The 13,052-nt window shown below is 60.9% G+C and carries 13 protein-coding genes; 7 read left to right on the forward strand and 6 right to left on the reverse strand.

Annotated elements, in window-relative coordinates; all coding sequences use genetic code 11:
* Positions 1–16: 16 nt before the first annotated feature.
* Both uvrB and PYH37_RS21440 read left to right on the forward strand, forming a co-directional pair.
* Positions 17–3,169 carry an excinuclease ABC subunit UvrB gene (gene uvrB / locus PYH37_RS21435; RefSeq protein ID WP_280736124.1) on the forward strand — a complete coding sequence of 1,051 codons (3,153 nt, stop codon included), beginning with the start codon at positions 17–19 and terminating at the stop codon, positions 3,167–3,169.
* Positions 3,170–3,440: 271 nt separating this feature from the next.
* A complete protein-coding gene (locus tag PYH37_RS21440) occupies positions 3,441–4,064 on the forward strand; it encodes a hypothetical protein (RefSeq protein ID WP_280733414.1) in 624 nt (207 codons plus the stop codon).
* A 196-nt stretch (positions 4,065–4,260) separates the two neighbouring features.
* Here PYH37_RS21440 and PYH37_RS21445 read toward each other — a convergent pair whose 3' ends face one another.
* The gene (locus tag PYH37_RS21445; protein ID WP_280736125.1) at positions 4,261–4,872 is read right to left on the reverse strand and encodes a J domain-containing protein; all 612 of its coding nucleotides are present in this window, start codon (positions 4,870–4,872) and stop codon (positions 4,261–4,263) included.
* 601 nt (positions 4,873–5,473) lie between these two features.
* Here PYH37_RS21445 and PYH37_RS21450 point away from each other — a divergent pair.
* Positions 5,474–5,686, forward strand: coding sequence for a cold-shock protein (locus PYH37_RS21450; protein ID WP_280733415.1), 213 nt, complete (start codon positions 5,474–5,476; stop codon positions 5,684–5,686).
* A gap of 274 nt (positions 5,687–5,960) precedes the next feature.
* Here PYH37_RS21450 and dusA read toward each other — a convergent pair whose 3' ends face one another.
* On the reverse strand, positions 5,961–7,181 hold the full coding sequence (gene dusA / locus PYH37_RS21455; RefSeq protein ID WP_280733416.1) for a tRNA dihydrouridine(20/20a) synthase DusA: 1,221 nt from the start codon (positions 7,179–7,181) through the stop codon (positions 5,961–5,963).
* Positions 7,182–7,464: 283 nt separating this feature from the next.
* Here dusA and PYH37_RS21460 point away from each other — a divergent pair, with 283 nt between their 5' ends.
* Together PYH37_RS21460 and PYH37_RS21465 are read left to right on the forward strand one after the other, a co-directional pair.
* Entirely contained in the window at positions 7,465–7,692 is a 228-nt protein-coding gene (locus PYH37_RS21460; protein ID WP_280733417.1) for a hypothetical protein, read from the forward strand.
* 367 nt (positions 7,693–8,059) lie between these two features.
* Positions 8,060–8,362, forward strand: a complete 303-nt coding sequence (locus tag PYH37_RS21465) for a hypothetical protein (protein ID WP_280733418.1) — start codon at positions 8,060–8,062, stop codon at positions 8,360–8,362.
* Positions 8,363–8,516: 154 nt separating this feature from the next.
* On the opposite strand, the gene PYH37_RS21470 is transcribed toward PYH37_RS21465, so the two are convergent.
* Together PYH37_RS21470 and PYH37_RS21475 are read right to left on the reverse strand one after the other, a co-directional pair.
* Positions 8,517–8,780, reverse strand: a complete 264-nt coding sequence (locus tag PYH37_RS21470; RefSeq protein ID WP_280733419.1) for a hypothetical protein — start codon at positions 8,778–8,780, stop codon at positions 8,517–8,519.
* A gap of 668 nt (positions 8,781–9,448) precedes the next feature.
* The gene (locus tag PYH37_RS21475; protein ID WP_280733420.1) at positions 9,449–9,751 is read right to left on the reverse strand and encodes a hypothetical protein; all 303 of its coding nucleotides are present in this window, start codon (positions 9,749–9,751) and stop codon (positions 9,449–9,451) included.
* Positions 9,752–10,427: 676 nt separating this feature from the next.
* On the opposite strand from PYH37_RS21475, the gene PYH37_RS21480 reads away from it, so the two are divergent.
* Complete coding sequence (locus PYH37_RS21480; protein ID WP_280733422.1) at positions 10,428–11,138, forward strand: DUF1236 domain-containing protein; 711 nt, start codon at positions 10,428–10,430, stop codon at positions 11,136–11,138.
* Positions 11,139–11,330: 192 nt separating this feature from the next.
* On the opposite strand, the gene PYH37_RS21485 is transcribed toward PYH37_RS21480, so the two are convergent.
* On the reverse strand, positions 11,331–11,546 hold the full coding sequence (locus PYH37_RS21485; RefSeq protein WP_280733423.1) for a hypothetical protein: 216 nt from the start codon (positions 11,544–11,546) through the stop codon (positions 11,331–11,333).
* 410 nt (positions 11,547–11,956) lie between these two features.
* Positions 11,957–12,205 carry a hypothetical protein gene (locus PYH37_RS21490; RefSeq protein WP_280733424.1) on the reverse strand — a complete coding sequence of 83 codons (249 nt, stop codon included), beginning with the start codon at positions 12,203–12,205 and terminating at the stop codon, positions 11,957–11,959.
* 524 nt (positions 12,206–12,729) lie between these two features.
* On the opposite strand from PYH37_RS21490, the gene PYH37_RS21495 reads away from it, so the two are divergent.
* Positions 12,730–12,966, forward strand: a complete 237-nt coding sequence (locus PYH37_RS21495; protein ID WP_280733425.1) for a DUF982 domain-containing protein — start codon at positions 12,730–12,732, stop codon at positions 12,964–12,966.
* Positions 12,967–13,052 lie beyond the last annotated feature (86 nt).

Here is a 13,052-nt window from a genome sequence, read left to right on the forward strand (position 1 = left end):
GTCCATATTCCCCCGCATGGCCCAGTCTCCTAAAAATCCCCGGAAGAAATCGTCAGCACCCAGCGGTTTCGAGGAAGCGCCACAGGCGCCGCTCTCGGGCACGCCGCTTTCCGGCAATGTCTCGGATTGGGTGAAGCAGCTCGAGGCGGAGGCGGAAGCGTCCACCTTTGAAACCCAGCGCGAAATCGCCTCGAAGGCCGGCAAGCACCGCAAGAAGGTGGAGATTGCCGCCTCGAAATCGAGCGGCAACAGGTCCGCAGAGGGACCCGAGGGAGCGAAATCCAAGGGCGGCAACGTCACGGCGATGAAATCGGCCCGCGGTACTTCGATGGGCGGTTCAACCGATCCAAAGACCCGCGCCGCCGCGGGGCTCAACCCGGTGGCCGGACTCGACATGTCGCTGGAAGAAGCGGAGCGGCTAGGCATTGGCAGGCAAGGGACGTCCGGAGCGAAGCGCAGCGGACAAGCGTCCGCCGCCGAACGTCCGGCGCCCGGCGCGGAGGCCAGCCCGGAGGGCGATGCGGCCGTGAGCGCAGGAACTGGCGTAACCGCGACCGTCGAGGCGCTTGCGGCGCTGATCGAGAGCGGCAATCCGCTGTTCAAGGATGGCAAGCTCTGGACGCCGCACCGCCCGTCCCGGCCGGAAAAATCCGAAGGCGGCATCCCCATCCGCATGCAATCGGACTACGAGCCCGCAGGCGACCAGCCGACGGCGATTGCCGACCTCGTCGAGGGCCTTACCTCGGGTGAGCGCAACCAGGTGCTGCTCGGCGTCACCGGCTCCGGAAAAACCTTCACCATGGCCAAGGTGATCGAGGCGACACAGCGCCCTGCCGTCATCCTGGCGCCGAACAAGACGCTCGCCGCACAGCTCTATTCCGAGTTCAAGAATTTCTTCCCGGATAACGCCGTCGAGTATTTCGTCTCCTACTACGACTACTATCAGCCGGAAGCCTACGTGCCGCGCTCGGATACCTATATCGAGAAGGAATCCTCGATCAACGAACAGATCGACCGCATGCGCCACTCGGCGACGCGCTCACTGTTGGAGCGCGACGACGTGATCATCGTCGCCTCGGTCTCCTGCATCTATGGTATCGGCTCGGTCGAGACCTATACGGCGATGACCTTCCAGATGAATGTCGGCGACCGGCTCGACCAGCGGCAGCTGCTGGCCGACCTCGTGGCGCAGCAATACAAGCGCCGCGACATGGATTTCCAGCGCGGCTCCTTCCGCGTCCGCGGCGATACGATCGAGATTTTCCCTGCCCACCTGGAGGATGCCGCCTGGCGCATCTCCATGTTCGGCGACGAAATCGACTCGATCACCGAGTTCGACCCGCTCACCGGCCAGAAGACCGGCGACCTGAAATCGGTGAAGATTTACGCCAACTCGCACTATGTGACGCCGCGCCCGACTCTCAATGCCGCGATCAAGGCGATCAAGGAGGAGCTGACGCAGCGCCTCGCCGAACTGGAGCGCGCCGGGCGCCTGCTGGAAGCGCAGCGGCTGGACCAGCGCACCCGCTACGACATCGAAATGCTCGAGGCCACCGGCTCCTGCCAGGGCATCGAGAACTATTCGCGTTATCTGACCGGCCGCAAACCGGGCGAGCCGCCGCCGACGCTGTTCGAATACATTCCGGACGATGCACTGATCTTTATCGACGAGAGCCACGTCACCATTCCGCAGATCGGCGGCATGTATCGCGGCGACTTTCGCCGCAAGGCGACGCTCGCCGAATACGGCTTCCGCCTGCCCTCCTGCATGGACAACCGGCCGCTGCGCTTCGAGGAATGGGACGCGATGCGTCCGGACACCGTCGCCGTTTCGGCGACGCCCGGCGGCTGGGAGCTGGAGCAGTCCGGCGGCGTCTTCGCCGAGCAGGTGATCCGCCCGACCGGCCTTATCGATCCGCCGGTCGAGGTGCGCTCCGCGAAGACGCAGGTCGACGACGTGCTCGGGGAGATCCGCGAGACCGCCGCCGCCGGCTACCGCACTCTGGTCACCGTGCTGACCAAGCGCATGGCCGAGGACCTCACGGAATATCTGCATGAACAGGGCGTGCGCGTGCGCTACATGCACTCCGACATCGACACGCTGGAGCGCATCGAGATCATCCGCGACCTCCGCCTTGGCGCATTCGACGTGCTGGTCGGCATCAACCTGTTGCGCGAGGGCCTCGACATCCCCGAATGCGGCTTCGTCGCCATCCTCGATGCCGACAAGGAAGGCTTCCTGCGCTCGGAAACCTCGCTCATCCAGACGATCGGCCGCGCCGCCCGGAACGTCGACGGCAAGGTCATCCTCTATGCCGATACCATCACCGGCTCGATGCAGCGGGCGATGGAGGAAACCGCCCGCCGCCGCGAGAAGCAGATGGCCTACAACCTCGAGCACGGCATCACGCCGGAATCGGTGAAGGCGAAGATTTCCGATATCCTCGACAGCGTCTACGAGCGCGACCACGTCCGCGCCGACATCTCCGGCGTCTCCGGCAAAGGCTTTGCCGACGGCGGCCACCTCGTCGGCAACAATTTGCAGGCGCATCTCAACGCGCTGGAAAAACAGATGCGCGACGCCGCCGCCGACCTCGACTTCGAAACCGCCGCCCGCCTCCGCGACGAGATCAAACGCTTGAAAGCCGCCGAACTCGCCGCGCTTGACGATCCGATGGCACGCGAAGAGGCGAGAAGCGCCGAAGGCGCGACAGGGAAAAGGAAAGGAGAGGCGAAGAGCGCCGAAGGTCGCAAAGGGGGTAGCAAGGGCGCGCCTAGCGCAATCTCCCCCTCGGCGGGGGAAATGTCCCGCAGGACAGAGGGGGGTAAGCCCGCGTCAACCCCGGGCTACTTCCAAAAACCCTCGATCGACGACATGGGCCCGGGCACCGACACCGAACGCCCCCTCTTCCGCAAGCCAGACCTCGATGAAATGGGCCGCGACGTGGCTATTCCCGCCGGGCGGAAATCCGATGAGGGGCAATCGCTGTTCCGGAAGAATTCCCTCGATGAGATGACGGTCGGACGGACGGAGAAGCCGGTGATCGGGAAAGTGCCGGAGAAGCCACTGATCCGGGCGAAGCCGGGGGTCGGGTCTTATGAGGACCCGGCGGAGGAAAAGCGGCGCAAGGGGCGGACGAAGGGCAAGACGGGGCGGCCGGGGCGGTGATGGTTGGAGAGCTTGCGCGCGGCGGGACGGTCGAGCTCGCCTGCCGTTGACCAGATTTTCAGCACACGTCAACCCGGAACCACGTCCTTCTACACCGTTTGAGCAACGACGCGTGGGAAACGCGCAACCCCGCGCGGGAACCACAACTTTTCATGGGGTTAGGGGGAATCGCAGCCAATTTCTCCACTACGGCCTACTCAAACCCCTAAGATTTTACGGAACAATCCTCCCGATTGTGAATTTCAGTAGCTACTAATTTAGGGAGGTTTCAATGAAAACCTTAGATACACTTCTCACGAGCACCGGGCTGGCTCTGGTGTCGGTCGGTTTTCTGGCGGCGCCGGTCCCCGCGCGGGCTCAGGCGGTCGAGACGACCATAGTCACAGCGGAGCAGTGCAGCCCGCTGACGCAGGCGAATTATGCGGCCTGCTGCATGGCTGAGAACAGGGTCGACATACTGACGCCCGAGCAACTCAGACAATGCCCGCCCTTGACCACTGCAGTGATACAAGCCATCGCAGAGGAAAGGGGCAGCGACCGCGAGAGCCGGCGCAATAATGGCGGTGATAACACCGGCGGTGGCGGCGGCGGCGGCGGTGGCGGCGGCGGCGGCGGCGGCGGCGGTGGCGGCGGCGGCGGTGGCGGCGGCGGCGGTGGCGGCGGCGGCAATCCCGATCCGGGCGGCGGTGGCGGCGGCAATCCCGATCCGGGCGGCGGCGGCGGTGGCGATCCCGATCCCGGCGGCGGCGGTGGTGGCGATCCTGATCCGGGCGGCGGCGGTGGCATCCCTGATCACGACGGCAATGGCAGCAACGGTGACCGCGATCCTGGCGGCAGTGCTGACAATGATCACGGCGACAACGGCACGTCAGACGGTTCGAGGGATAGACAGTAAGACTATAAGCGAGCGCCCGACATGGGCGGAGACAGATGAACGAGAGCGGTCGCGCCGGTCCACTGCCGGCGCGAGCCGTTCGTTCGCTGCAACGCCTCGGATATGAGATGGACTGGTTGCAGGCGCCGCCTGCTGAAGCGGCCGGAGACCCTATTCGCGCGGAGCCGATGAAAATCCGGCTTAACGCCGCAGCGAGCTACTCCGCCGCCTTCACTTCGAGCGCTTCCAGTTCATACGAATACCCCTCGAGCATCTCATATGCCTGCTCGATCGCCTCGATCTGGGCTTCGGCGTTCTTGATCGCGTCGGCGATCGACTGGCTGCGGGCGCGCAGCATCGAGCCGAGGACGTCCGTCTCCGGTCGGCGGCCGAGACGGTCCATGTGTTTGCGGACGCGGGAGCGGTGGCGTTCCAGCTCGAGGATATGGAAGCGGTTCTTGACGATATCGTCGGAGAGCTTGCGCCGCATCGCCGCGACCGGATCGAAGCTGCCGGGCTCGCGCACGTCGAGGATGAACTCGTTGACCAGCGTCTCCAGCATCATCAGGCCCTTGAGATCCTTCGGATCGGCGAGTTGCGGATCGTAGCCGGTATCGTCATAGACCTTGCGCCGCACCGGGTCCTTCAGGAGGTCGTAGGCAGCCTGCAGCTTGCCGAACTGCTCGGCATCGCCGCCGCGGTCGGGATGCGCGGTCTTCACCGCCTTGCGGTAAGCCGTCCGGACCGCCCGCTCATCGGCATCGCGCTCAATTCCAAGGAGGACATAGGGATCGATCACGCCGGCCACCTGTTCTTCGTCAACTGTAATTTCCTCTGCGCGCCCAGACGTAACGGCTCGGTCTCCGGGCATCAAGACACGACATTAGCGCGGCCGACTCGGCGGCGCTACGTTTAGCAGCGGTCAGGACCAAAATGTGGTGGGAACAGGGCAATCCACCGCTTCGGTGAAGCATTGGATGCGGGAAACTCGGCCTCGCTCTACTTTGATGGGCCATCCGGTGCGATCAATGTCTCGCCTGGCCTGCTCCGAGGTGAAAGCCGGGCACAAATCCCTTGCCTTTTTTGCCGAATGCTGTCACTTCTAACGCCGTTCGGGCGTTTTCAATCCCGGAGACTGGACTTTCGTATGAGCCCGGCGTGAACCGGGACTGCCGCAAGCGGCATCGTTGACGTCTTTTCCCCGATATCGTGACCACTCGACGCCTTTCAGCGCTGCTGCACGAACAAATGCAGCGGCTCAAAGTTTACAGCGATCTTTGCGCGTCTGAGACGCGGCGCTGTAAGACGCTGAAGACGACAGGTTCGCATCCCTTTTTGGGGCGTGAGCATACTACCTGCGGCAACCTAAGCATGATATTGAAGCTGAGGGTTGCGGCAAAATGACAGACTGAAGGAAAAGGACTTCTTCCATGGCCACCACGGGCACCGTAAAATTCTTCAACCAGGACAAGGGCTTCGGCTTCATCACGCCAGATGGCGGCGCGAAGGACGTTTTCGTCCACATCTCCGCCGTTCAGGCCGCCGGCCTCGCAACGCTTAACGATGGCCAGAAGGTCACGTTCGACACCGAGCCGGACCGCATGGGCAAGGGCCCGAAGGCCGTCAACATCCAGGCTGCCTAAGCCGGACGTTTCGCGCAGAATTTGAAGAGCGGCGCTTCGCGAGAGGCGCCGTTTTTCGTTTGTGGGCGCTTACCGGGAGTTGGGCTAGCTAGCGCCGGTTCGTCCCTTCGCTCCCTCCTTCCTGTGCCCGTCACAGGAATCCAGCGCCCAAGTCCTTGGGCGCGGGAGTTTGAAATTCCATGCTTCGATTGCGTCACGCACAGCGCCGACGCGCTGTGCGTGGATTCCTGTGGCGAGCACAGGAATGAGGGCGTTCAGGGAAGAAGCTTCCGCCCTACTCCGCTGCTTGCCTTGCGCTCGCCGCCTCGAACACCGCGTCAAAGGCGGCGTGGATCACCTCCGGGCCGGCGCCCTTGCGGGTGGCCTCCGCGGAGAGAAGCTGGCGGTAGCGCCGCGCGCCGGGCCAGCCCTGGAAGAGGCCGACCATGTGGCGTGTGACATGGACCAGCCGGCCGCCGGCCGCGATGTGAGCGGCGGCATAGTCCGCCATGGCATCGCGCACGCCGGCCCAGAAATCGAGCGACAGGCGGTGGTGGCGTTCCGAGAAGGCGTGTGCCCCAATCGGTTCGGGTGCGGCACCCGTGAGTGGATGGGCAAAATAGCCGTCTGCCGCCGTCAGCAGTGCGCTGTCGTGGTAGGCGGCGCGGCCGAGCATCACGCCATCGAGAGCAGGTTGCGGACGGTCATGAGACGCAGCCGCATCCTGCTCCGGCGTGGCAGAACCGGCCGGACGCAAGGCGCGGTCGCCGACCTGCTCGCCAGCCTTCGCCGCGCTGATGTCGAGCACCGGTAAACCCACATGCTCCAGCGCCTGATCCAGCATTTGAAGACCGCCGTTCAGGCCGATGAAAAGGTTCGGATTTTCCGCCTTCAGCCTATGCACGATACCATAGTCGAGCGGCGGGACCTCGCGGTTCTCCCGAGGGCTCAATCCCTGCAGCCAGGCCTTGCGCGCGTGTACCCAGACGGCATCCGTGCCGGCGTCCCTGACGCAGGCGACGAGCCTGCGCAGCGCCACTTCCGGGTCCTGGTCGTCGACGCCGATACGGCACTTCACGGTCACGGGAATTTTCACCGCCGCCTTCATCGCCGCAACGCATTCGGCGACGAGCTCGGGCTCTCGCATCAGACAGGCGCCGAAGGTGCCGGACTGCACGCGGTCGGACGGACAGCCGACATTCATGTTGATCTCGTCATAACCGAAAGCTTCGGCGATCCGTGCCGCCTCCGCCATCTTTGCCGGATCGTTGCCGCCGAGCTGCAGCGCGACCGGATGCTCGGAGGCGTCGTAACCGAGCAACCTCTGCCGATCGCCGCGAAGGATCGCATCGGCGACGATCATCTCCGTATAGAGCAATGCATGCCGCGAAAGCTGCCGCGCGAAGAAGCGGTAGTGCGTATCCGTCCAATCGATCATAGGGGCCACGGCGAAAACAGGGGCATTGAAGTACCTGCCCTTTCCCGCTTTTCCAGCCGTTTGCACCATTTCTTTCATGTCCGATTAGCTCTCGTTTGAGCCCTCTCAACCCGTTCTTGCTGTGCTAATGCTAAATGTAGCAACGCGGCGAGGCATGTAGCAAAAACATGGGCATCACTACTGAGCGAAAAGCCCGAAATGGGCAGAGATCATATACAGCGCAGATCCGCATAATGCGAGATGGCGCGACAGTCCACAGCGAAACGCGACCACTTATGTAACTCTAAAGAGGTATATGGCATCATATTAGCTTCTTAGCTTCCGCTGTAAAATGCCGAAAGCAATCTGGAAGGAGAATCCTATGGATAAGCCTACAGAACAGCCCTCGCGGAGCGATGAGGATCGGCGCGAGTTTCTGAAAAGTTGCGGGCGTTTCGCAGCAGTAACTCCGCCGCTGGTGACGATGCTGCTTTCAACCAGCCTCACTTCCGAGGCGATCGCAAAATCCGGCAGCGGCAAGGGTGGTAAGGGGTGGAATGCCGGAAAGGGCGGAAATAACGGAAAAGGGAAAACCAAGACTCGCATTTAAGCATAGCAAAGCGCTCTCGAGCGCTCGCATACGGAACATTTTAGCACTTTGTGAATTGATAAACGTTCGCCCACCCACCGGGGCAACCCTGTCCCCCAAAAATATACGCAAGCAGTGTCTGCAACACCGCGGGCACTGTTTTTCATTTCTTCGCAAGGTACTGCATCGCCTCCTCGCGGCTTGGTCCGGCCTCGGGGATCGCCTCAAGGGTCTTTGCCTGCTGACCTCGGCGACTCGCATCAAATAAGCGACCGCGTGCCTAGAAACGAGCTTGCGGTCGAGACCCTGCTTGCCGGCGGCAAGATTGGATTAGCTGAGTTCAACGAGAAACGGGAGGGCGTCTTCCTGTGAGCGACCGCCCTCCCGAATGTTCTGCAAGTTAGCGATCGGCGTCGCTTTTGCCGGATTTACTTACCGGGCACGCCGTCACCACCGCGGTAACCGGGCCCCCCGCTATTACCACGTGAGGCCATTGCGGTTAGTCATCATCATCGTGGTCATCGTGGTCATCGTGGTCATCGTGGTCGTCGTCATCGTCATCGTCGCGGTCATCATCGTCGCGATCATTATCGCGGTCGCGGTCGCGGTCGCGGTCACGGTCGCGGTCACGGTCGCCATCGCGGTCACTGCGACTGTCATCACGTTGGACATCGGCTTTTGCAATATCTAGCGTGAATGGGGCAGCGAATGTCGCCATCAACGCTAGCGCCGTCGAAAGAGTAAGAATGCGTCTTAGTCTATCCATTACGCCCTCCCTGCTTTGTCGTGGTCTCCCACGATCGTCAGATTGGCGGACTTCCGTCCGCCGCGAGTACTTATGAAGACTAAAGCAAAAATTCACCCGACATATTGCTTGCGGTATCACAAGTCATTCGGGCTAGAGCTTGAATTACATCATTCGCTCTTTGTCTCTCCATTTTATCTTTATGCGCGCGTAGCACTGACGCGCACATATACGGGCAAATCTCGTTGAACGTTGCCAACAATTGCCCGCTTGCGATGGAGATATTCGCAACAACTAATTTACCACCAAGACGCTGAAGGCAAAATAACCCAACAGGGTTATACGCCGCTTCTAAATCGTTCAAAACGTACTTCCAAGCGCGAAATCGTCCTGAATTATAGGGCGGAGACGCCGATAGTTTCGTTGACCACGGACATGGGGGACTTCACAAAGGCAGCCTAGCCTCCCTTTTTCACCTTCGCCGCCAACCATCGCATGAACAGCACCTCGGAGCCGCGCGGATCCAGATCTGCTGATCCGCGACTTCATCGACCTGGTCGGCCAAAGCTGCCCGCGCTGGGTGCGTCCCACCAAGTGGGCAGACCTGCGGCTTGGGCTGCGATGATCTGCTCTACATGTTCATGCCGGCGACGGCGACCCACGCTTAATGCCAGGAATCAGAACGAGGAGTTCGAGCGATCTCATGGACGATGAAAGCCCTCTAGAGCGCCGTGCGTTCAAGTGAACGCACGAAGGACGCTCTAGCACTCTAGATTCTAGAGCATCTTTTCCGTTTCCAGCGGTTCCGCTTGAAAGCGGGATGCTCTAGCTCGCGAGAAGGCATTAGGAGCAGGGGCGAAGCCAGGAGCCAAACTCCGAACCGCGCGTTGGCTATCAGTCACCGCTTTGATCACGAAATGTGGAAGCCTCCCATGCCAACCGGCAGGAGAGGCCCGAGTGTTCCACCTCGCAGGCGACGCGAAAATAGACGGACCTAAACCTAAGCCGGCGTCCGAGAGCGACCGCTCGTTGCTATTGCTGTGCGCCGCCCGACGGCGCTGGGGTTCCCTGTCCGCCCGATGGGGCCTGCTGAGTTCCCTGTCCGCCCGAGGGGGCCTGTTGAGTTTCCTGTCCGCCTGAAGGTGCCTGCGGCGCTTCAACATTCGGCACGTTCACATCGACGTTGGTATTTCCACCGCCGCCACCGACGCCATCGAACAGATCGCCCCCGAACAGGAACAAGGCTCCGACAATTACCAGAACCACGATTACCGCGACGGCCCAACCACCGCCACTCCCCCCAGTATTGACTACTGTTGGTCCTCTATCAGCCATTTAGAGTTCTCCTTCATGTTCTTTTCCCTGAGGAAACCCTCACGACAGAATTAAGTTCCGACAAGAACAGTGAAGAGTAGACGAACGCTACTGACAGTGCTGGAGAGAAACTTTCCCAAGCTGATGCAGGAAAGTGAGCCGCCGAAGGGCGGCAATGCGGTCTCAGCAAGTTTGCCGCCAAATATTTACTATTCTGATCTCCGGCAGATAGGGACTTTTGTCCAGTAACCTATTTCGGCAGCGTGCAACTCCCGCGCTAGGCAACAATGACGAGATCAATCCCGAAAAGCTTGGGGCAAAACACCGATTCGAGATCCGCGGAACACAGGGCAGCATGAGGTCGGGCGATCAGCAGAGGCCGTCAGGATCTCCATCTTCGCTTGGCTCGCAAAATCATGACCAAGCGGGATCGCGTCGCCACAGGCTAAGCCAACAGACAAACGGGGCCCGTGCTTCTACGACGGTCCCCGCTCTAAATCGCTTCTGAAATAAATAGGTTCTTGTGGGTGCGTCACCGCGGCAACCCCTACGAACCTAGGGTGTCATCATCTTAGATCCATACGGACCTTAGTCTGGCGCCAGCGATCGAATGTACGGCCAAAGGTCCGATACAGGAACAAGGCTTAGACCGCCCGGGTTAGTCATTCAGAAGGGATGCATAATTGGAGAACTTCTAATGACAGGTATCCTCATAAAGAGTGCCATTGCTTTGGGCCTCGGTGTTGCTTGCGGACCGGTTTTCGCACAGACGGAGCAACCGGCGCAGGGACAATCGACCGAATGCCCGGCGGGCGCGGAATGCCCGCAAGGTGGTGCGGAACAGGGTCAACAGCCTGACCAGCAGCAGCCAGACGCTCAAGGTGGAGCAACCCAGCAGGATCAAGACCAGCCAGCCCCTGACGGGCAGCAAGGTCAGGCCACAGATGAGCAGCAGCCGGATGCCGGTCAAGGCGGAACCCAAACAGATCAACAGCAGCAGCAGCAGCCTGACACCGGTACGACTGAGCAGCCGGACCAGCAGCCGGCGCAAGGCGAGACGGAACAACAGCCGTCGCAAGGCGGAACCGAACAGCAAGACCAGAGCGACTCCCAGCAAACACAGGAGCAGACCTCAGGTTCGTCCGGTGACGTCGACGTGACGGTGGAGCAGAAGACCGAGATCACTCAGATCATCAAAGAGGAAAACGTCGAGCCTATCGACGTTGACGTCGACGTTTCCGTAGGCGTCGTGGTTCCGGAGACAGTCAAGGTTAAGCTGAAACCTCTCCCGCCGCGCATCGTCAAGATCGTGCCTAGATATGAGGGCTACCTGTTCTTTGTGCTGGCGGACGGTCGAATTGTGATCGTGGAACCGTCTTCGTTGAAGATTGTCGTGATCCTAGCATAGCGAGCTGATATCTCGCGATTTGACCCTCCCGGGGTGGCAATCCTGCCCCAACCCGACGCAAGCAGTGTCCGCAGTCCGACGGGCACTGCTTTTTCATACTCGACAGGTATTCGTTCGACGCCGGAAGGCTGCACTAAGGAATTTCGCCAGCTTCCCCGAGCGCAGAAGCCCCGATCAGCCGGCCTGGTGAGCTCAAATTGCGCCGGTTCCGATTGTTGGCGGCGGCGTGAAATCGGGGAATCCGAGCGTCGGATAATCGCAGCGCCTATCAAACTTGGACGGCGGTTCAGTACGTTTACAAGTCGGATCGGTTTTGTAGGCGTATCCGGGCAAGTACACATAGCGACTGCTTTGGCTGTAGACCGCTATCATCGCCCAGGAAAGCGTTATTGCCAGCACGGTTCTCATGAGTGGGCCCCCTCAAGGGCACGTTATCGGGCTTGCATCCGCCTTCACTCAGTCTTGGATATTGTTCGTGCGTTAGAGACGAGTGACTGAGATATCCAGGGTCCTGGCTGGCGGTCGCCCTCGACGCTCTCTTGCGAATTCTCTCATGAACCCATCGTGATGACGATTCACACAAACGGATTAGGGGATGGTGGCCTAGCTACCTACTCCTGCGGCTGGCTAATAAGACCATGTACGCGAGACAGGAACAGCTGTTGATGCATCCACTCCTGAAAGCATGCGTGGTGTTGTTGACAGACAAAGTCCTGCTACAAATTTGCCCATCCAACTGGCATGTCGGTTCGCTTGCGACCGTCTGCTATGAGGGCGTGAGAAGCGCAAGCGGCGCCGCGCCGATCTCCGGCAACCGTTCATTGAAACCCTGCTTGGCGGAACCACTCCTGGACGCCGGCAAGGACCTCCGCCTTAGCGCCTTCGAGGGTCGGCGCATAGCGGAAAGCGGTTTCACCGGTGCCGTTGCACTGGGAAATCCGCCAGGCCCAGTCGCTCATTGTTTGGCGCTTCATGACGAAAGCGATCTCATGTCGGCCGAGCATCGCGCAATAGGTTCCGTTCTGCAGCGGCAACCATGTCAAACGAATTTCCTCAACCCTCACCATCCCGGCCCTCCAACAGCAAAAGAGATATAGAATGGCCGCCAAATGCTTGGAACCCCAGCAATTGAGGGGCTTCAGCGCGATACGCGCGCTGATTGCAAAAAGAACTCTGGACGAGCTTCTTTCCTGCAGCTCCATGCGTGTTTTCAGACGCAAGAAAGCTAGCTGGGCCGTTGCGCCATTTCCGGCATCTCAAGCCGGCATTTGGCCACCGTGTCCGGCCGCTGCCGCGATGCCCCTCTCGCTCTCTTACATAGACGAGCCGTCGCCGCGACGGCCTGAGAACCAGCCTTTCGCAAAACTGCGGACAAACCGAAATTCCTGAGCTACATTGAAGCGCTTGGGCCTGGTGCCGCGCGCAGCAACCGCGCGGAACAAGGACCTGCATGATGACGTTCTTGTAGATGATCTCAGGAGCGGGAGGAGCATTGTGCGAGCAGTATTACGCATGCCCCACCCGACTGATTGGACCGATCACGGCGATGAATCGGACATGTCCGAACCATCGCGATCCAGGAGGAGAAAGCATGCAGCAGATGTTCTGGAGCCACCCCATCGAGCTTGGATTGACCGGCGGCAAACGCACGGTCAAGGGACCGTATGACGCGCTCGCGTGCCTTGCGGGCCAGTGGCCCCATCGCGGCCCTTACTACGTTGCCGCACGCAGCGCCTGCCGTGCCGCCATCGAAGGCCGCCGCACGGTAGAGGAGGCGCGCAAGCTCTTCATTTCCGCCGCCGAGGAAGCACATCTGAAGGCGCATTGACCGGCCGCGGCCAAGTGCCGCCCGCCGCCAAAAAGAGGCTGCGGCGAAGGAGCCATGCCGACCGTTCGCCTCCTTACAATAGGGCT

Origin of the sequence: Sinorhizobium numidicum (genome assembly GCF_029892045.1) — a bacterium.
Classification (GTDB): domain Bacteria; phylum Pseudomonadota; class Alphaproteobacteria; order Rhizobiales; family Rhizobiaceae; genus Sinorhizobium; species Sinorhizobium numidicum.

What these genes read in the sequence shown, in the direction of transcription:
- PYH37_RS21440 (WP_280733414.1), top strand. Translation starts at nt 3,441, where the DNA reads ATGAAAACCTTAGATACACTTCTCACGAGCACCGGGCTGGCTCTGGTG.
- PYH37_RS21450 (WP_280733415.1), top strand. Translation starts at nt 5,474, where the DNA reads ATGGCCACCACGGGCACCGTAAAATTCTTCAACCAGGACAAGGGCTTC.
- PYH37_RS21460 (WP_280733417.1), top strand. Translation starts at nt 7,465, where the DNA reads ATGGATAAGCCTACAGAACAGCCCTCGCGGAGCGATGAGGATCGGCGC.
- PYH37_RS21490 (WP_280733424.1), bottom strand. Translation starts at nt 12,205, where the DNA reads ATGGTGAGGGTTGAGGAAATTCGTTTGACATGGTTGCCGCTGCAGAAC.
- PYH37_RS21480 (WP_280733422.1), top strand. Translation starts at nt 10,428, where the DNA reads ATGACAGGTATCCTCATAAAGAGTGCCATTGCTTTGGGCCTCGGTGTT.
- PYH37_RS21465 (WP_280733418.1), top strand. Translation starts at nt 8,060, where the DNA reads ATGTTCTGCAAGTTAGCGATCGGCGTCGCTTTTGCCGGATTTACTTAC.
- dusA (WP_280733416.1), bottom strand. Translation starts at nt 7,181, where the DNA reads ATGAAAGAAATGGTGCAAACGGCTGGAAAAGCGGGAAAGGGCAGGTAC.
- PYH37_RS21495 (WP_280733425.1), top strand. Translation starts at nt 12,730, where the DNA reads ATGCAGCAGATGTTCTGGAGCCACCCCATCGAGCTTGGATTGACCGGC.
- uvrB (WP_280736124.1), top strand. Translation starts at nt 17, where the DNA reads ATGGCCCAGTCTCCTAAAAATCCCCGGAAGAAATCGTCAGCACCCAGC.
- PYH37_RS21475 (WP_280733420.1), bottom strand. Translation starts at nt 9,751, where the DNA reads ATGGCTGATAGAGGACCAACAGTAGTCAATACTGGGGGGAGTGGCGGT.
- PYH37_RS21485 (WP_280733423.1), bottom strand. Translation starts at nt 11,546, where the DNA reads ATGAGAACCGTGCTGGCAATAACGCTTTCCTGGGCGATGATAGCGGTC.